This window comes from Streptomyces noursei ATCC 11455, from assembly GCF_001704275.1.
GTDB classification, from domain to species: Bacteria; Actinomycetota; Actinomycetes; order Streptomycetales; family Streptomycetaceae; genus Streptomyces; species Streptomyces noursei.
In genome coordinates this window covers 9,453,697-9,470,805 of the sequence record NZ_CP011533.1, presented here as the reverse complement: position 1 = coordinate 9,470,805, position 17,109 = coordinate 9,453,697, and the positions used below count along the sequence as shown (strand labels likewise).

Genomic DNA, 17,109 nt, shown 5'->3' with positions numbered 1-17,109 from the left:
GGCGGCTGACCTGCACCAAAGCCCCGCCTCAACTTGTCATGCCAGGCTCATACACAGCTTCTCAGCAGGCGCCCAGCAGATGCTCCACGGCCAGCTGGTCCAACTGCTCGAAAGCCATGCCTCGTTGGCCGGCCGCGGTGGGGGCGAACTCCTCGAAGGCGCTCCGGTCGGCGAGCAGCGCGGCGAGTCCGTCCTCCGCCGTGGGCCGCGCGAGGTCGTCCAGGCGGGCGGCGGACAGTGCTTCCTGGACCCGCGGGTCGGCGCGGAAGGCGGCGGCGCGCTCCTTGAGGATCAGGTAGGTGCGCATGCAGCCTGCGGCGGAGGCCCACACCCCGTCGGAGTCCTCGGTGCGTGGCGGCTTGAAGTCGAAATGGCGGGGGCCTTGGTATCCGGCGGTCTCCAGGAGGTCGACGAGCCAGAAGGCGGCGCGCAGGTCACCTGCTCCGAACCGGAGGTCCTGGTCGTACTTGATGCCGGACTGGCCGTTGAGGTCGATGTGGAAGAGCTTGTCCGCCCACAGGGCCTGGGCCACGCCGTGCGGGAAGTTGAGCCCGGCCATCTGCTCGTGTCCGACCTCCGGGTTGACGCCGTACAGCTCCGGGCGGTCCAGGCGCTCGATGAAGGCGAGGGCGTGGCCGACGGTGGGCAGCAGGATGTCGCCCCGCGGCTCGTTGGGCTTGGGCTCGATCGCGAAGCGGATGTCGTAGCCCTGCTCCAGGACGTACTGGCCGAGCAGGTCGAACGCCTCCTTCATCCGGTCGAGCGCGGTGCGTACGTCCTTGGCGGCGCCGGACTCGGCGCCCTCGCGGCCGCCCCAGGCGACGTAGATGCCCGCGCCCAGTTCGGCTGCCAGGTCGATGTTGCGGATCGTCTTGCGCAGTGCGTAGCGGCGCACGTCGCGGTCGTTGGCGGTGAAGGCGCCGTCCTTGAAGACCGGGTGGGTGAAGAGGTTGGTGGTGGCCATCGGGACGATCAGGCCGGTGGCCTCCAGTGCGTGTCGGAACCGTTTGACGTGTGCTTCGCGCTCCATGTCGCTCGCGCCGAAGGGGATCAGGTCGTCGTCGTGGAAGGTGACGCCGTACGCCCCGAGTTCGGCGAGCCGCTGCACGGATTCGACCGGGTCGAGGGCGGGGCGGGTGGCGTCCCCGAACGGGTCCCTGCCCTGCCAGCCGACCGTCCACAGGCCGAAGCTGAACTTGTCGCCGGGGGTGGGCGTGAAACGTTCCGTCATGTCCGACCGCCTTGCGTCCATCGGGTCCGGCTGATGTCGGACCTCTTGTCTGTTTTTTCTGGCCTGCCTCATCATGCCCATGTGAGGGACGGCCATCTCACCGCAATCGAGACCAACCGTGTCCTGGAGCGCGGTGACATGCTCAGCACCCCGTTGCTCGCGGTGGAGCGCTTCTTCCGCACCGGGTGGAGCGTCGGGGCCGGACGGCCCGCCATGCCGAACGAGCCGACCGCGGAGTCGAGCGTGGCCACACCGGCGTCCCCCACTGTCCGTCTTCCGTGTCGACTGCTTCTGGAGGGAGGCTTCCTCCGGGCGCCCGCCGTCTTTCGGCGCCCGGAGGAAGCCGGCCGGCCGATCTGCGGACCAGACGTCAGTGGGGTCTTTCGACGTCTGGTGACGTCCTCAGATCTTGCCGACGCCCGCACCGGCGGTCACGGATGCCTTGACGCCGGACGCGGGGGCTGCGGTGTACGGGTAGGGGATCGGCGCGACGGGACCGCCCGTCTGTCCCTTGCCGGAGTTCACGAAGTTGTTGTCCTTGGCCATCAGGGAACCGGGGTGGGAAGATCCCTCGCCGAGGTGGTAGGGGTCCTTCACGTTCTCGAAAGAGTTGCCCTCCACGATCACGCCCGCGTTCTGCGTCGAGGCGGCGCCGTAGGAGGCGATGTTGCTGAAGTAGTTGTTCAGGACGTGGACCGGATTGCCGAAGCGAACGCGTGGATTGCGTTGTGTGGTGCCGTCGAACCAGTTGTGGTCGTAGGTCGCGTTGAGCTTGCCGGTGTCCTGCCCCCCGTTGTCATCGGAGTGACCGTCGCCGCACCGCCGGCCCCGCCCGTGGTGCCGGCTCCGAAACCGACGGGCCCGGCGGCGGTGGCGACCTTGGAGGGCGGCTGGGGTGCGGTTCCTGCTGTGTCGTGCCGCGCTCGTCCTGCGCATGCGTGATCTCCCTTGTGCGGTGTGGGGGGAATTGCTTCATGGCGTGGCGTGGCCTGTCGGCGGTCATCGTGGCCATCTGACGGCGTCACGTGTCCGTGCCTGGCCGGCGGCGTTCGCCTTGGAGGGGCGTGGTGTTGCGGCCAAGGCCACGCACGTGGCGAAGGCGGTCCTCCCGGTTGTGCCGGTCCGCTCCAACGTTGCCGCATGGGGCCCTTTCCTGTCAGGAACTGGGGCATCCGCCTGTGATTCAGCGCCCGCACCGGCAAGATTGCGATCCGTCCACCTGATCTGAGCCGTCTCCTACCGGACGCACGCAGCGGGCGCCCCCGTGGTCCGAGGCAACCGCCGACGCGCGCACCGGTGGTCAGGCCGTCCAAGGCCGGGTCACGGCCCAGCTGACGTCGTCCCGCCAGGAGGCGGTGGTGTCCCAGACGTCGGAGCCGCCGTCCGCGGCCACGTACAGGGTGTTGTCGTAGTGGCGGAGGAACTTCTCGGGGTGGTTGTAGGAGGCGAGGGACGTGCCCTGGCCGTTCTTGCCGGGCTTCGGGCAGAAGGTGGCGTCGGCGCGGAAGGGTGCGCTGCCGTCCATGGGTTGCCGGTAGACGTGGAGGTTCTGGTGGCGCAGGAAGTCGCCGGGATAGTTGCGTGACTCGAAGGACAGGCAGGACGCGTCGGCCAGGCCGCGGCGCACGATCCAGGACGCGTCCGCCTTGTCGGGGGCCGCGCCGCCCGAGGTGGTCACGGAGTCGACGGCCACATTGTTCTGGTGGCGCACGTAACGGTTGGTGTAGCCGGGGGTGGTGGCTCGCAGGGAGATCGTGGAACCCGGAGGGTTATTCACGTAGGCCTCACCAGCCTCTTGTGTAGAAGGTGAGGGCGGTGACGGTCTTGACGATGTCGGGGAAGCGGGTGAGGGGGCCGCGGTAGCGGGTGGCGAGAATCTTCCAGTTCTTCAGGTGCGCGATGGCCCGTTCGACTGCGGCTCGGAGCGTGTTGACGGAGCGGTTGGCTCTCTTGTCTCCGGCGGATCGTTCCTGGCCGGGCGGCTTGCGCCTGGGGGTGAACAGTCAGGAGCCGGCGTAGCCCAGGTCGCCTATGCCCTCGCGTTCGGTGAATGCCTCGGGGAAGTGGGACTGGCGCCAGGCGTGCATGTCGTGCCGGCTGCCGGGCACCGGCGCGGAGACCGCGAGCAGGTCGCCGGCGAGAGTGGCGGCGGTCTGCAGGTTGAAGCCGGTGTCGCGGTGCTTGCCGGAGAACATCGTGGTGCCCTCGCTGGACCAGTCCCACGTCGTGACCAAGGTGCCATCCACGAGTACGATCCGGCCGGCAGAGGCCTCGGTGGGATCGGGAACGTGCGTGGCCAGGACCTTCTCCACCATCGGCAGCAGGGCCGTCCACCTCCTGGAGACGGTGGCCTGGGAGATCCCGAACAACTCGGCGGCCACCTCCTGGACTGGGTTCTGCCGCAGCAGGAACAGCACCAACACCACCGACTTGTACAGGCCCAGCGCCCACATCCGCCCCGGCATCACCGGTGGGTCCGGATCCTGCACGAGCTCTTGGTGAACTCGTGCGACCAGCCCGTCAAGTTGCTCGGTGTCCAGTCCTGTCGTAATGTTCCAGCTCAACGGCCCTGCCACGGTGGTTAACTGAACCTCTTTCATCCTGAGTAGTCGCAGGTCAGGAGCGTGTGAACGGCCTGGACGATGCGGCTGATGCGGTTGGTTGAGCATCGTGCCTGGCGGAGGGTCCGCCATTGCTTGAGTTGGGCGAAGGCGCGTTCGCCTGGTGCTCGGAGGCGGGCGTGGTCGCGGTTGAACAGTTGGTAGTGGTCGGGTTGTTCGCGGTGGTTCTTGTAGGGGGTGCGGACGGTTGCGCCGGCGCCTTGGTAGGCGCGGTCGGCCAGGACGAGGATCTGCCTGGTGAGGCAGGCCTGGACGATGCCGTGAGCCCGTGCCGCGGTCAGGTCGTGGGTGCGTCCGGGCAACGCGCGGGAGAACCACAGTGGAGTGCCGTCTGGGGACGCGATGACCTGCACGTTCATTCCGTGCCGCTTGTGTTTTTGGCTGTAGTACGGCTCGTCTGCGGCGATGCGGTCGGTGGGGATCAGTGTCCCGTCAACGACGACGAAGTCGCCCTCACCCAGGCCCACCAGGGCCTCGCGCAGGCCGGGTGCCCACGAGGCGAGGATCATCAAGGTCTCGTCCACGTACCGCCAAGCCGTCGCCTCCGATACCCCGAAACCGGCTCCGACCTGCGCGAACGTCTCGTTCTTCCGAAGGTGCGCCAACACCAGTAGGGCCTGCTTGAAGCAACCGAGCCGTCGCCAGGGCGAGTTCAGCTCCTGCCGGCGGGCATGGATCAGCCAGGAAACGTGCTCAACGAGTTCGTGCGGGACGTCGCGCATGGAAGAATACGGAACCAACAGGGCTCCTCGGACGCTGCGTGATGAGTGATGTCACCACAGCAACGACCAGGGGCCCTGTCTTGTCACCAACTCCCCTCTGACCAGGCATTTCACCCTCGCAGAGGCAGGATGAAAGAGGTTCACTGACGCTCTCTCAAACGTCACGCTACCGAGCAGGGCCGCCCTCGTGATCAAGAACGATGGTTGAAACCCCCGTGAATAGGCCTCACGGACTCAAGCCGCATAGACGAAGACTCCACGCCCCCAGGGGGATTGCCATTCTAAGGGGGCGTCCAGTTTTCGGAGCATTGCTGATGCAGGGGCACCACCCTCTATCACCTAACCCGACAACGTGAAAACCTTTCCCCTGCATAGGCAGGGGAAAGGCGAATGACACGTACTATCTGATTCGAAAATCGGCCACACCTTGGACGCTGCACGCCCTTCTTTTCGGTATTCTTAGTCTATCGCGAAGAGGAGTCAGTTACATGCTCTTTATAACCTTGCCTGCCCTGCAAAATAATGGACCGCTTCAGTGCATTGAGCTCAGCTCACATGCTTCGGTTCGCTCTGCCCAGCCATCGGAGTTCCCTCCATCGACCAGCATTCGGTTCAGCTCGAGTAGTCATTCCCTCACTGCGGAGCCGGATCTCCACATCACGCCCCTTACCTATCTCGGCCGTCCAGTAATCTCTGGGGACACATCCCCGCGACGGATACGGGGAGGTGGCATCGAGCTTCGCCCCGAGAGGGATTCGGGCATGCACTCTCTTCTCTTTCAGCTTAGCCCCAGAAGTATTCAGGAGGGCTTTAGCAATCGGGTCACCCACTGGCACACTGAATGACAGTCTCGGGCTGAATCCGAAGAGTCCATCCCCCGCTTCCAAGGGGTCGTTTTCGTAGCTCCTCACGCCCAACCTGCTGTTCAGCTCACTAGCGGCCCTCGAGTATAGCGAAATATAGTTACCTCCGGCACAGAAAACAAATTTAATATCAGAATCCCCTCTCTTCTTATGGAGGCAAAGGGACCCTGCGTCAAATCTCCCAAGATTCATCGATTTGCCGTCAATGTCAATCTTGACATTCCTCGACCTAATGTTGAGATGAGGGTTGGACAATTTTACCTTTGCGGCACCGGAGTTGATTTCAACGCTACCGCCAAGCTGAATCTCCCCGCCGACCAGCCTGCTGCCCTCAGTGATTAGCTTCCCGCCACCCACCTTCCATGAACCCGAGCTTTGCCAGTCGAAGAATTCTTCGCCAAGGACAGGTGACGCCATAGCCCCTGCAGCGATCGCGAAGTTGCTTTTCGCTTTGCCCGGAGGAGTCACGAAGGAATGCCTGGAACTAGCTACGGCCATCGGACTCGCCGGCGTCATAGCGACCGCGAATGAGACGACCAGGACACCGGCATGAGTCAAACGGCCGGAGAAGCAAGAAGTCTTTATAGACTTGGTACGCACGGGGCCTCGCTCTCTACTCTTCCCAGAAGGACTGAACTGGCGCCAGGTAACCTCAAAAGGGATTTCGTAGACAAGAGCCTTTACTTCTTTTAGTTGCATTTTTCACTCGTATGGCGTCAGGGTCTGGCCATCCAAGTGGGGGTTTGGTGGCACTTTTAGTAGAGGGTGAGGACCAGGGCCTCGGCAAAGTATTGAGGCGGAACTGTTGAGTTGCCTGTCTCGTTGATGGGGTGTGGCTGGTTCTGGGGGTCTGCGGCGGGTGGTGCGGGCGGGGTGGGAAGTGGTGCGGTTGCGTGTGGTGGCTGCGCTGGAGTCGGGGCAGGTGAAGGGGTATCGGCAGGCGGCTGAGGTGTTCCAGGTGGCGGAGCGGTCGGTCGGCTCCTGGTGGCGTGCCTACCAGGCGGGTGGCTGGGAGGCTTTGGTGGTGAGACGGACGAGCCGGCCGGGCCCGCACGAGAAGATCGGCCCGGAGGACCGTGCGGTCCTGTTTCAGGCGATGGCCGACTACACGCCCGAGGAGCTGCTGATCGCGAGGAGCTGCTGATCGGCGGGCCCTTGTGGACGAGGCTCCTGGTCGCCGAGCTGGTGCGGATGGTCACCGGGGTGGTGATGACGGAGCGCGGTGTGGGCAAGTGGCTGCGGCGGTACGGTTTCTCCCCGCAGCGGCCCGACCGCCGCTCCTACCGCCAGGACCAGGCGACAGTGGATGCCTGGCTGAGGGACGAGTACCCGGCGATCGCCGCCCGGGCGAAGACGGAGAACGCGGTGGTGGCCTGGGCCGACCAGTGCGGGCTGCGCTCCGATACGGCCCCGCCCGGCACGTCCTGGGCCCCGAAGAGCCAAACTCCCATCGCGCGGGTGTCCAGCCGCCGCTTCAAGGTCAACACCATGTCCGCAATCACCTCACGCGGCACGCTCTACTTCACCGTGTTCACCGAGAGGTTCACCGCGAAGACCTTCACCGGATTCCTGGACCGGCTTGCCCGTCAGGCCGGCCGGAAGGTCCACGTGATTGCCGACCGGCACCCGGTCCACCGCAGCAAGGCCGTGACCGCCTGGCTCAAGGCAAACACCGAGCGGATCGAGCTGCACCTGATGCCCGACTACAGCCCCGAACCCAACCCGGACGAGCCCCTCAATGCGGACATCAAACGCCACATCCACGCCGCCCGCGCCCACTCGGCCGACGACCTCGCCCACGAAACCCGCCGCTCCCACCACCAGCGCCAACCGACCATCGTCCGCAGCTACATCCACGCCCACCACGTCCGCTACACCCTCCAATAAGGCAACTCAACAGTTCCGCTTCAATACATGACCGTGGTCGTCTGCCACGACAGCGGGAAGGTGGTGTGGATGGCCGACGGCCACGGCGAGAGCGTGCTGCACGCCTTCTTCGATGCCCTCGGCGCCGAACGCGCCGGGCGGCTGACCCACATCAGCGCCGACGGCGCGCTGTGGATCGCCGAGGTCCTGGCCGAGCGCGCCCCGGCCTCGCTGCGGGTGATGGACCCCTTCCACGTGGTCGCCTGGGCCACCGAGGCCCTGGACGCCGAGCGCCGCGCGTCCTGGAACCGGGCCCGCCGGGAACTGGGCGACGCCGAGCGGGCCCGGGCCTTGAAGGACTCCTGAAGGAAGCCCTGCGCGCCGTGTTCACCCTCGCCCACACCCGCCCCACGGCCGCCCTGAAAGCCCTGGACCGCTGGATCAGCTGGGCCCGCCGCTGCCGCATCGACGCCTTCATCGACCTCCAGCGCAGGATCCGCCGGCACTACGACGCCATCCGCGCCGCCCTGAGCACTGGCATGTCCAACGGACTGATCGAGTCCACCAACACCAAGACCCGACTGATCATCCGCCGCGGCTTCGGCTTCCACTCGGCCGAAGCCATCATCGCCCTCGTCATGCTCACCCTCGCCGGAGACAAGCCCACCCTCCCCGGCCGCCAACCCGCCACAGAGTGACCCACACATACGACAGGAGAGTCAAAAATACCCACCGCCACTGGTCCAGGATCAGGCAGTCAGCGTGACGACCCACTGAGGAGCCCCGAAGTTCTCGGACAGCGGTCCCCATAGGATCGAAGTCCAGAACGACGGAGAGAGCACGTGGCACAGAAGCGTAGGAAGTTCAGTCCCGAATTTCGGGACGAGGCGGTCAAGATGGTGGTTGTGGAGTCCCGCCCGATCGCTGAGGTCGCCCGAGAGATACAGGTGAACGAGGGAACGCTGGGCACCTGGGTCAGCCGGTACCGGCAAGAGCACGCCGGGGAGGAGCCCCCGTTGAACATCAGCGAACGTGCCCGCCTTCGCGAATTGGAACGTGAGAACCGGGAACTCCGTATGAAGACCGAGTTCCTGGGAAAAGCTGCGGCCTTCTTCGCCCAGGAATACCGGTGACGGAGAAGTACGAGTTCATCGACGGCGAGTCTGACAACTCTCCCGTGCAGCAGATGTGCGCCTGGGCGGGAGTGTCCACGTCGGGCTTTTACCATTGGAGATCGAGGCCATTGTCGGCCACGGCGAAGCGCCGTGCAGAACTGAAGACCGTCATCCTCCAGGTCTTCTCTGACTCGCAAGAGACCTACGGCTACCGGCGTGTCCACGCCGCGCTCCAGCGAATGAACGTGCAGGCCGGAGCAGAACTGGTCCGCGCGCTGATGCGCGAGCTCGGTCTGGTGCCGTGCCAGCCGCGGCCCTGGCGGGCGACCACGATCGCCGATGATGCGGCGCCGGCCACGCCAGACCTTCTGGCCCGTGACTTCACCGCTGACGCTCCCGGGCGCAAACTGGTCAGCGATATCACCTACGTTCACACCTGGGCCGGGTTACTTTATCTCGCAACCGTCATCGACTGCCACACCAAAGCTGTGGTCGGCTGGGCGATGGCCGACCACATGAAGACCTCTCTCATATCGGATGCACTCGATATGGCGGCCCGGAACATCGACCTCGCCGAAGGCTGCATATTTCATTCCGATCGCGGCAGTCAATACACGTCTCGGGAACTTCGTCGTAAGCTCGGCTCGTTGGGCCTGCGAGCTTCGGTCGGCCGCACCGGTGTCTGTTGGGACAATGCGATGGCTGAATCCTTCTTCGGCGCCCTCAAAAACGAACTCGTGCACCGAACTACGTTCCCAACACTCGCACATGCCCACCGAGCGATCGTTCGCTACATCGAGATGTTCTACAATCGAAAACGCCTCCACTCCGGACTCGGCTACAAGACCCCCGCAGAAGTCCACGCCGAGTACGAGGAGTTGCAGGCAGTGACATAAGGAAAACCTTCAATACCGCTATCCGAGAAGCGCAGGGCCCCTCAGTCGGCGGCGACGCGGTCGATGGGGAGTAGTGTCCCGTCGAGGATCACGAAAGCCTTGCCTGCCGCGGTCTTCATCGCCTGCTGCAACGTCGGGGCAAGAGCGGCCAGGACGCCGATGCCCTCGTGGACGTAGCGGCACACGGTGGCGATACCGATCGCGAAGCCCGCTGCGAGGCGGGCATAGGTGTCCCCGCAGCGCAGGTGCGCCAGGACCAGAAGGGCCTGTCGGCCTGCAGTCAGCCGACGCCACCGCGTCCCGATCTGCCGACGATGGACTGTCAGGCGGCCGGCGAGGAACTGCAGGGACGCGCTGGACAGATCGATCGCCGACGGGTAGACAAGCACACGAAGCTCCTGGTGGGACACAGTTGATCTTGGTCGACAACCCGTCTACCAGGAGCTTCGTCGTTCCGTCCACCCCGCCCGAACCACACCCCCACCAACCACATCAGGTTGGAAAAGGCTCACTGTTTCTGCAGGTCAGGAGCGTGTGGATGGCTGTGGTGATGCGTGTGATGCGGTTGGTTGAGTAGCGTGCTCGGCGAAGGATGTGCCACGACTTCAGTTGGGCGAGGGCGCGTTCGCCGGGCGCCTTCAGTCGTGCGTGGTCGCGGTTGAACTGTTGGTAGTGCTCGGGTTGTTGTTGGTGGTTTTTGTAGGGGGTGCGGACGGTTGAGCCGGCGCCTTGGTAGGCGCGGTCGGCTAGGGCCTGTATCGGGTCGTGATCAATCTGCGGAATCGGCCTGCGTCGCGTGGCACGTCCTGGTAGATCGTCTTTCATGACGCGGGTGCAACTGACTGATGAAGAGTGGGAGTTCATCGGGCCGTACCTACCGATAGGCAGGTACGGCCCGTATCCCGAACGGCTGCGGCAGCAGTTCGAGGGCGTGATCTGGAAGTTCAGGTCGGGCGGGCAATGGAGGGAGATGCCGCAGAAGTTCGGAGCCTGGTCCACCGTCCACAACCGTTTTCGCCAGTGGCGGGACGCCGGCGTCTTCGAGACCCTGCTGGAGGGCCTGATCGCCGAGGCTGCCAAGCGGGACGAGGTGGACTTGTCCCTGGTCAGCGTGGACTCCACCACCACTCGCGCCCACCACGACGCCGCCGGGATGCACCTGGATGACGAAGTCCTGACCGCCCTGGAGAAAGCCGCCGCCGAGGAGGAGAAGGCCCGGCAAAAGGGGGCAGCCCGGAAGGACAAGGCGGACAGGACGGCGATCCCGTCCGCGAGGAGCGAAGACGCCTTCGACGCCGGCACCGAGTCCGGCTGAAGGCCGCCCTGCTGGGGCGCTCGCGGGGCGGACAGACCAGCAAGGTCCACCTCGCCGCCGACCGCCAGTGCCGCCCACTCGCGATCATCCTGACCGCCGGACAGGCCGCCGACAGCCCTCAGTTCATCCCCGTGCTGAAGAAGATCCGGGTCCGCGGCCCCATCGGGCGTCCCCGCACCCGCCCCGACGCGGTCGCCGGCGACAAGGCGTACTCCTCCCGTGGCAACCGCGCCTACCTGCGCAAACGCCAGATCAAGGCGGTCATACCAGAGAAGAAGGACCAGGCTGCCAACCGGAAGAAGAAGGGCCGCCGAGGCGGCCGGCCCCTCAGCCACGACGCCGAGCTCTACAAGGTGAGGAACACGGTTGAGCGCCTGATCAACAAGCTGAAAGCCTGGCGTGGCATCGCCACCCGCTACGACAAGACCCCTGAGAGCTACCAAGCCGGACTCCACCTTCGCGCCTCCATGATCTGGATCAAGGACCTCATCCGAACCACATGATCACGACTCAATACAGTCCCTAGGACGAGGATGTGCCGGGTCAGGCAGGCCTGGACGATGCCGTGGGCCCGGGCTGCGGTCAGGTCATGGGTACGTCCCGGCAGGGCGCGGGAGAACCACAAGGGTGTGCTGTCCGGGGCGGCGATGACCTGCACGTTCATCCCATGCCGCTTGTGCTTTTGGCTGTAGTACGGCGCATCCGCGGCGATCCGGTCGGTCGGGATCAGCGTCCCGTCAACGATCACGAAGTCGCCTTCGCCCAGACCGGCCAGGGCCTCGTGAAGGCCCGGGGCCCAGAAAGCGAGGAGGTCCAGGGTCTCGTCTACGTACCGCCAGGCCGTCGTGACGGAGACACCGAAACCCGCTGCGACCTGCGCGAACGTCTCATTCTTCCGCAGGTGTGCGAGGACGAGAAGGGCCTGTTTGAAGCAACCCAGCCGCCACCACGGCGAGTTGATCTCCTGCCTGCGGGCGTAGATGAGCCAGGAAACGTGCTCAACGACCTCGTGAGGGACATCGAGCATAACAGGATAAGCAACCAACAGGGCCCCTCGGACGCCGGTGTGATGACGGGAATCACCACGCCAACGACCAGGGCCTGCCCTGTCCCCCACACCCCACCTGACCAGGCACTTCACCCCTCAAGGGCCAGGATGAAAAACGCTCAGTAAACTTAAGGGCTTTTCCCGAATTTCTTTGAAGTTCTGGTTCGAGGTGCGAAAGTATGGGCGGGGCTCACGGATACATGGCTTGTATCGCAGAGATATCACCAGAGGAAAGCCCTTCCCTCTGCCCTATTTCCACCCCGGCAGGAATTTCTGATATAGGAACCATTGTGTCTGCGCCATTCTTACTGAAGGCCGACAACGGATATTGCATAATTGACCCAAAGTCATATGGCGTCCCAAACGTACCCATGTCATTATTTTCTATTTCGAATTGAGATTTATACTCGTCGTCAACGTTTTCCCACTCGATTTTGATATACTCATCTCGGTCCGGGCGTTGCTGCTCATGCAACAGGCCGGCAGCGTGGCCAATTTCGTGAATAGTGTTACCGAGGCTACATCCATCCCCTATATTGATGGACTGGTTTCCACCGATTCGCCCCATGTATGCATAACACCCGCTGTCGTTACCCTTAAACTGCACGTAGTCTGGATGCTCCTCGGCATTCGCGGCCGTTCGCTCGATGAATCGGATTGGGGTTTTCTGCTTCCATTCGTCCATCGCTGCTAGCGCCATCTCCTTTTTCTGCTCATTGAATGCGGGATCGAAACTGTAAGGGATAAGTCGATCCTTCCAGCGTAGGGACTCGTTAGTTGAGCCCAATGATTTGGGAGAGGGGCCGGCGGGGACCGCGAATTTCCCTTCGGCGGTCGGCTCATCTTCATTCATCAAGACGATGGCTACTTCGCCGCCGACGGACTTATCAAAGTCTGCACTGTCTCCATTCTTGGTGATTTCGAGGGAGGCGTCTTGGGCCACTCCGTCACAGGTAACCTGTTTAGTAGTCGTGTCTCCGACTGCCTCCTTTCCGCCCCCCAGATCCTGCTCAAAGCTGACGGTCAAAAATCTGACCGATCCGGAGATGCACTCATAAGATACTTCCACCTTGACGGTGTCCAATGACTGATAGCTGAGTTTCTTGAAGCTGACCACGGCATGCGGGGGTTCTTGTGCCGGACCATTCCCCACGACCGAGGCTACGGGGCTGAATGGCCCGACATGTCCGCCCATTACTAATGCGCAACCAACGCCGTAAGTAATGAAGCGATAAATTATCATGAGATATCGGTTTCCTTACGTTGTGGGTGGATTGATTCCGTGCACTCAATAGAATTGAAACACCCTGGGGCATTGAACGCTTCTCATGCCGAGTGCCAGGCGATCGCGATGGCGTGAACGGCGGAGATTGAGGCTTATCGAGTTTGACGTTTATGCAAGAATGACAGAAGTCCACGGATGCATAGAGCCTTTTCCAACCTGATGTGGTTGGTGGGGGTGTGGTTCGGGCGGGGTGGACGGAACGACGAAGCTCCTGGTAGACGGGTTGTCGACCAAGATCAACTGTGTCCCACCAGGAGCTTCGTGTGCTTGTCTACCCGTCGGCGATCGATCTGTCCAGCGCGTCCCTGCAGTTCCTCGCCGGCCGCCTGACAGTCCATCGTCGGCAGATCGGGACGCGGTGGCGTCGGCTGACTGCAGGCCGACAGGCCCTTCTGGTCCTGGCGCACCTGCGCTGCGGGGACACCTATGCCCGCCTCGCAGCGGGCTTCGCGATCGGTATCGCCACCGTGTGCCGCTACGTCCACGAGGGCATCGGCGTCCTGGCCGCTCTTGCCCCGACGTTGCAGCAGGCGATGAAGACCGCGGCAGGCAAGGCTTTCGTGATCCTCGACGGGACACTACTCCCCATCGACCGCGTCGCCGCCGACCGCCCGTACTACTCCGGGAAACACAAGCGGCACGGCATGAACGTGCAAGTCCTCGCCGACCCCTTCGGCCGGATCCTATGGGCCTCACCCGCACTGCCAGGAGCCGTCCACGACATCAAAGCCGCCCGAACCCACAGCATCATCGAGGCTCTCGCCTCATGTGGCGTCACATGCTGGGCGGACAAGGGATACCAAGGCGCCGGCGGCACCGTCCGTGTCCCGTATCGCGGCCGTTGGAAGCACCTCTCCCACGGTCAGCAAGCCGTCAACCGTGCCCACGCAAAAATCCGCGCCCTCGGCGAACGCGCCATGGCCACCCTCAAGAACTGGCGTCTCCTCAAGAAGCTCCGCTGCAGCACCACCCGCATCACCCACACCGCCCAAGCCATCCTCACCCTGACCCTCAACACCACAACCTGAGGTTGGAAAAGGCTCATAGCCTGCACTGTCACGGCAGCTGTAGTTCCGAGGCTGTCCGCGTTGATGCTGGTCAGCGGGATGGTGGGGTGCCTGCGGGTATGAGTGCGGCCACCGTGATCATGACGGTTTGTGAAGACTCATCAAAACCAGGTGGCCGCGGAGGCCACGATAGCTGAGGACGCGTGGATGGCCGCGCTGGGGGCGGCGACCGGCCGGATCGTGGACTGCTTCGAGCGCCGTGAGCCGCGTACGTTGGTGCGGGTGATGTGCGAGGCGATGCTGATGGAGCTGGACACCCGCAACTGCTGGACCTTGGCCGAGGCACTGGGACATGCCGGCCCGCATCGGCTGCAGCATTTCCTGTCCCGCGCCGTGGTGGACCACGACCGTGCTCGCGACCGGATCGCAGTGTGGACCGCCGGTGAGCTCGCCGACAAGAACGCTGTGTTGATTGTGGACGAGACCGGGGATGCCAAGTCCTCCACCGACTGCGTAGCGGCAGCGAGGCAGTACTCCGGCGCGCTGGGGGCTTGTATTTCAATTAGTGCTTGCCCGGGTGGTGTTGGTGGGAGGGTGGAGCATGACTGTGCGTCCGCCCGTTGCAGTGTTACGGGCCAAGTTCGATCGGATCCTGCCGCATCTCGACGAGCGCCGCCGTCGGCTCTACCTGGCCAGCGAGGCCACGGCCATCGGCCACGGTGGGATCGCCCTGGTAGCTGCTGCGTCTGGGATCAGCACGGCCACTGTCGCGCGAGGCGTCACTGAACTGGCCGGAGACCCGGCGCCGACGAAGCGGGTTCGGGCTCCGGGAGCCGGCCGAAAGCCGTTGACGGTCACCGACCCGGGTCTGCTACCGGCGCTGGAGTCGTTGATCGAGCCGCACACCCGCGGTGATCCCGTCTCACCCTTGCGGTGGACCACTCTGTCGTTGCGTGCCCTGGCCTTGACCCTCACGTCACAGGGCCATCGGGTCAGCGCCGCAACCGTCGGGCGCCTGCTGCATGGCCTGGGTTACAGCCTGCAGGGCACCGTCAAGACCACCGAAGGCGCCAGCCATCCGGACCGCGACGCTCAGTTCGCTCATCTCAACGCCGCGGCCACCGCTTTCCTCAACGACAGTCAGCCGGTGATCAGTGTCGACACCAAGGCCAAGGAATGGCTCGGCAATCGCGACCGGCCCGGCCGCACCTGGCGGCCGGGCAAGGACCCGATCAGGGTGGACTGCCACACCTTGAGCCTTTTCCAACCTCAGGTTGTGGTGTTGAGGGTCAGGGTGAGGATGGCTTGGGCGGTGTGGGTGATGCGGGTGGTGCTGCAGCGGAGCTTCCTGAGGAGACGCCAGTTCTTGAGGGTGGCCATGGCGCGTTCGCCGAGGGCGCGGATTTTTGCGTGGGCACGGTTGACGGCTTGCTGACCGTGGGAGAGGTGCTTCCAACGGCCGCGATACGGGACACGGACGGTGCCGCCGGCGCCTTGGTATCCCTTGTCCGCCCAGCATGTGACGCCACATGAGGCGAGAGCCTCGATGATGCTGTGGGTTCGGGCGGCTTTGATGTCGTGGACGGCTCCTGGCAGTGCGGGTGAGGCCCATAGGATCCGGCCGAAGGGGTCGGCGAGGACTTGCACGTTCATGCCGTGCCGCTTGTGTTTCCCGGAGTAGTACGGGCGGTCGGCGGCGACGCGGTCGATGGGGAGTAGTGTCCCGTCGAGGATCACGAAAGCCTTGCCTGCCGCGGTCTTCATCGCCTGCTGCAACGTCGGGGCAAGAGCGGCCAGGACGCCGATGCCCTCGTGGACGTAGCGGCACACGGTGGCGATACCGATCGCGAAGCCCGCTGCGAGGCGGGCATAGGTGTCCCCGCAGCGCAGGTGCGCCAGGACCAGAAGGGCCTGTCGGCCTGCAGTCAGCCGACGCCACCGCGTCCCGATCTGCCGACGATGGACTGTCAGGCGGCCGGCGAGGAACTGCAGGGACGCGCTGGACAGATCGATCGCCGACGGGTAGACAAGCACACGAAGCTCCTGGTGGGACACAGTTGATCTTGGTCGACAACCCGTCTACCAGGAGCTTCGTCGTTCCGTCCACCCCGCCCGAACCACACCCCCACCAACCACATCAGGTTGGAAAAGGCTCCTTCACTACCAGCGACCAGCCGGTGGCCATTCCCTACGGGATCTATGACATCGCCACCAATACCGGCTGGGTCAACGTCGGGACCGACCACGACACCGCCGAGTTCGCAGTGGAATCCATACGCCGCTGGTGGCAGCGCCGCGGACGGGACAACTACCCGGACGCCACCAGGCTGTTGATCACCGCCGACGCCGGCGGTTCCAACGACCCCCGCCGCTGGACCTGGAAGAAGCACCTGGCCGCCTTCGCCCTGGAAAGCGGACTTGAGATCACGGTCTGCCACTTTCCGCCCGGAACATCGAAATGGAACAAAATCGAGCACCGGATGTTCTGCCATATCACCGCGAACTGGCGGGGGCGGCCGCTGACCAGCTACCAGGTCGTCATCGACACCATCGCCGCGACGACCACCCGGAGAGGGCTGACCATCGGTGCCGAGCTGGACACGGGCAAATACTGCCTGGGCACCACCGTCACCCCTGCCGAGTTCCACGCCTTACCGATCACACCCAACGCGTTCCACGGCGATTGGAACTACACCGTGGCCCCCATTCCACCCCGCGCCCCACAGACACCAGCGACCATCCGGCGGATCGACCCCGCCCTGACCACTATGCTCACGGACCCAGCACTGACCGGCATGCCACGGCCCACGTTCGAACGCCTGGTGGCAACCTCGGAGCCCTACTGGGATGCCCTGGCCGAGGCGGCCTTCCAGCGGCGCTTCCACCGCCCGCGCAGCTACCGACACCCGCAAACCAGCAGCCTGGACCACTACCACCGTCTCCTGGCGGCCCTGTTACGCCGCCGCAGGGCGATCACCAGTACCCTCCTGGCCCAACTGCTGGGAGTCAGCCGCACCAACCTGTCTAACCAGTTCCAGGACGGCCACCGACTCCTGGACCTGCACCGCGTCGTCGTCACACCGCTGCCGGGATCACCTGCCCACACCCTGGAACAGATCCAAGCCCACTTGACTCCTGAG

General features: G+C 64.3%; 10 protein-coding genes and 10 pseudogenes. 9 read left to right on the top strand and 11 right to left on the bottom strand.

What is annotated here, in order from left to right; genetic code table 11:
• Window positions 1–61 precede the first annotated feature (61 nt).
• The 6 genes and pseudogenes from xylA to SNOUR_RS46780 form a co-directional block, all read right to left on the bottom strand.
• Window positions 62–1,231 carry a xylose isomerase gene (gene xylA / locus SNOUR_RS40455; RefSeq protein WP_067357296.1) on the bottom strand — a complete coding sequence of 390 codons (1,170 nt, stop codon included), beginning with the start codon at window positions 1,229–1,231 and terminating at the stop codon, window positions 62–64.
• Window positions 1,232–1,633: 402 nt separating this feature from the next.
• On the bottom strand, window positions 1,634–2,167 hold the full coding sequence (locus tag SNOUR_RS40450) for a pectate lyase family protein (protein ID WP_067357293.1): 534 nt from the start codon (window positions 2,165–2,167) through the stop codon (window positions 1,634–1,636).
• Window positions 2,168–2,531: 364 nt separating this feature from the next.
• Window positions 2,532–3,008: an AbfB domain-containing protein gene (locus SNOUR_RS40445; RefSeq protein WP_067357290.1), complete on the bottom strand. Its 477-nt coding sequence runs from the start codon at window positions 3,006–3,008 to the stop codon at window positions 2,532–2,534.
• A 7-nt stretch (window positions 3,009–3,015) separates the two neighbouring features.
• A pseudogene (locus SNOUR_RS48860) lies at window positions 3,016–3,684 on the bottom strand (transposase).
• Window positions 3,685–3,827: 143 nt separating this feature from the next.
• Window positions 3,828–4,632 (bottom strand): annotated as a pseudogene (locus SNOUR_RS40435) (transposase family protein).
• A 493-nt stretch (window positions 4,633–5,125) separates the two neighbouring features.
• Complete coding sequence (locus tag SNOUR_RS46780) at window positions 5,126–6,037, bottom strand: hypothetical protein (RefSeq protein WP_159426051.1); 912 nt, start codon at window positions 6,035–6,037, stop codon at window positions 5,126–5,128.
• Between the two features lie 232 nt (window positions 6,038–6,269).
• On the opposite strand from SNOUR_RS46780, the gene SNOUR_RS40430 reads away from it, so the two are divergent.
• The 4 genes and pseudogenes from SNOUR_RS40430 (at window position 6,270) to SNOUR_RS40405 (ending at window position 9,314) form a co-directional block, all read left to right on the top strand.
• Window positions 6,270–6,581, top strand: coding sequence for a helix-turn-helix domain-containing protein (locus SNOUR_RS40430; protein ID WP_079143240.1), 312 nt, complete (start codon window positions 6,270–6,272; stop codon window positions 6,579–6,581).
• Between the two features lie 11 nt (window positions 6,582–6,592).
• Window positions 6,593–7,324: an IS630 family transposase gene (locus SNOUR_RS40425; RefSeq protein ID WP_099055768.1), complete on the top strand. Its 732-nt coding sequence runs from the start codon at window positions 6,593–6,595 to the stop codon at window positions 7,322–7,324.
• Window positions 7,325–7,345: 21 nt separating this feature from the next.
• Window positions 7,346–8,001, top strand: a pseudogene (locus tag SNOUR_RS48855) (ISL3 family transposase); the annotation flags it as partial.
• A gap of 144 nt (window positions 8,002–8,145) precedes the next feature.
• Window positions 8,146–9,314 (top strand): IS3 family transposase gene (locus SNOUR_RS40405; RefSeq protein ID WP_099055767.1). Its coding sequence is split into 2 segments (ribosomal slippage): window positions 8,146–8,398 and window positions 8,398–9,314, totalling 1,170 coding nucleotides; the frame shifts between segments, so codons are not numbered across the junction.
• A 44-nt stretch (window positions 9,315–9,358) separates the two neighbouring features.
• Here the strand turns inward: SNOUR_RS40405 and SNOUR_RS40400 are convergent.
• A pseudogene (locus SNOUR_RS40400) lies at window positions 9,359–9,703 on the bottom strand (IS5 family transposase); the annotation flags it as partial.
• Between the two features lie 103 nt (window positions 9,704–9,806).
• Window positions 9,807–10,073, bottom strand: a pseudogene (locus tag SNOUR_RS44015) (transposase family protein); the annotation flags it as partial.
• Between the two features lie 64 nt (window positions 10,074–10,137).
• Here SNOUR_RS44015 and SNOUR_RS44010 point away from each other — a divergent pair.
• A pseudogene (locus tag SNOUR_RS44010) lies at window positions 10,138–11,132 on the top strand (IS5 family transposase).
• Between the two features lie 20 nt (window positions 11,133–11,152).
• Here SNOUR_RS44010 and SNOUR_RS40385 read toward each other — a convergent pair.
• Together SNOUR_RS40385 and SNOUR_RS44005 are read right to left on the bottom strand one after the other, a co-directional pair.
• Window positions 11,153–11,715, bottom strand: a pseudogene (locus SNOUR_RS40385) (transposase family protein); the annotation flags it as partial.
• Between the two features lie 152 nt (window positions 11,716–11,867).
• Window positions 11,868–12,920 (bottom strand): M12 family metallopeptidase, encoded by a 1,053-nt coding sequence (locus SNOUR_RS44005; protein WP_079143239.1) that lies wholly within the window; start codon window positions 12,918–12,920, stop codon window positions 11,868–11,870.
• Between the two features lie 305 nt (window positions 12,921–13,225).
• Between SNOUR_RS44005 and SNOUR_RS40380 the strand changes: the two genes are divergently transcribed.
• The 3 genes and pseudogenes from SNOUR_RS40380 to SNOUR_RS43995 form a co-directional block, all read left to right on the top strand.
• A complete protein-coding gene (locus SNOUR_RS40380; protein ID WP_067357251.1) occupies window positions 13,226–13,990 on the top strand; it encodes a transposase family protein in 765 nt (254 codons plus the stop codon).
• Window positions 13,991–14,119: 129 nt separating this feature from the next.
• Window positions 14,120–14,518, top strand: a pseudogene (locus SNOUR_RS49395) (transposase); the annotation flags it as partial.
• Window positions 14,519–14,570: 52 nt separating this feature from the next.
• A pseudogene (locus SNOUR_RS43995) lies at window positions 14,571–15,227 on the top strand (ISAzo13 family transposase); the annotation flags it as partial.
• A gap of 11 nt (window positions 15,228–15,238) precedes the next feature.
• On the opposite strand, the gene SNOUR_RS40375 reads toward SNOUR_RS43995, so the two are convergent.
• The gene (locus tag SNOUR_RS40375) at window positions 15,239–16,003 is read right to left on the bottom strand and encodes a transposase family protein (RefSeq protein WP_067343085.1); all 765 of its coding nucleotides are present in this window, start codon (window positions 16,001–16,003) and stop codon (window positions 15,239–15,241) included.
• 119 nt (window positions 16,004–16,122) lie between these two features.
• Between SNOUR_RS40375 and SNOUR_RS40370 the strand changes: the two are divergent.
• Window positions 16,123–17,108, top strand: a pseudogene (locus tag SNOUR_RS40370) (ISAzo13 family transposase); the annotation flags it as partial.
• Between the last annotated feature and the right edge of the window lies 1 nt (window position 17,109).

Bases quoted from the DNA above. Each gene is read 5' to 3' on its own strand.
- xylA (WP_067357296.1), bottom strand. From the start codon at position 1,231: ATGACGGAACGTTTCACGCCCACCCCCGGCGACAAGTTCAGCTTCGGC.
- SNOUR_RS40450 (WP_067357293.1), bottom strand. From the start codon at position 2,167: ATGCGCAGGACGAGCGCGGCACGACACAGCAGGAACCGCACCCCAGCC.
- SNOUR_RS44005 (WP_079143239.1), bottom strand. From the start codon at position 12,920: ATGATAATTTATCGCTTCATTACTTACGGCGTTGGTTGCGCATTAGTA.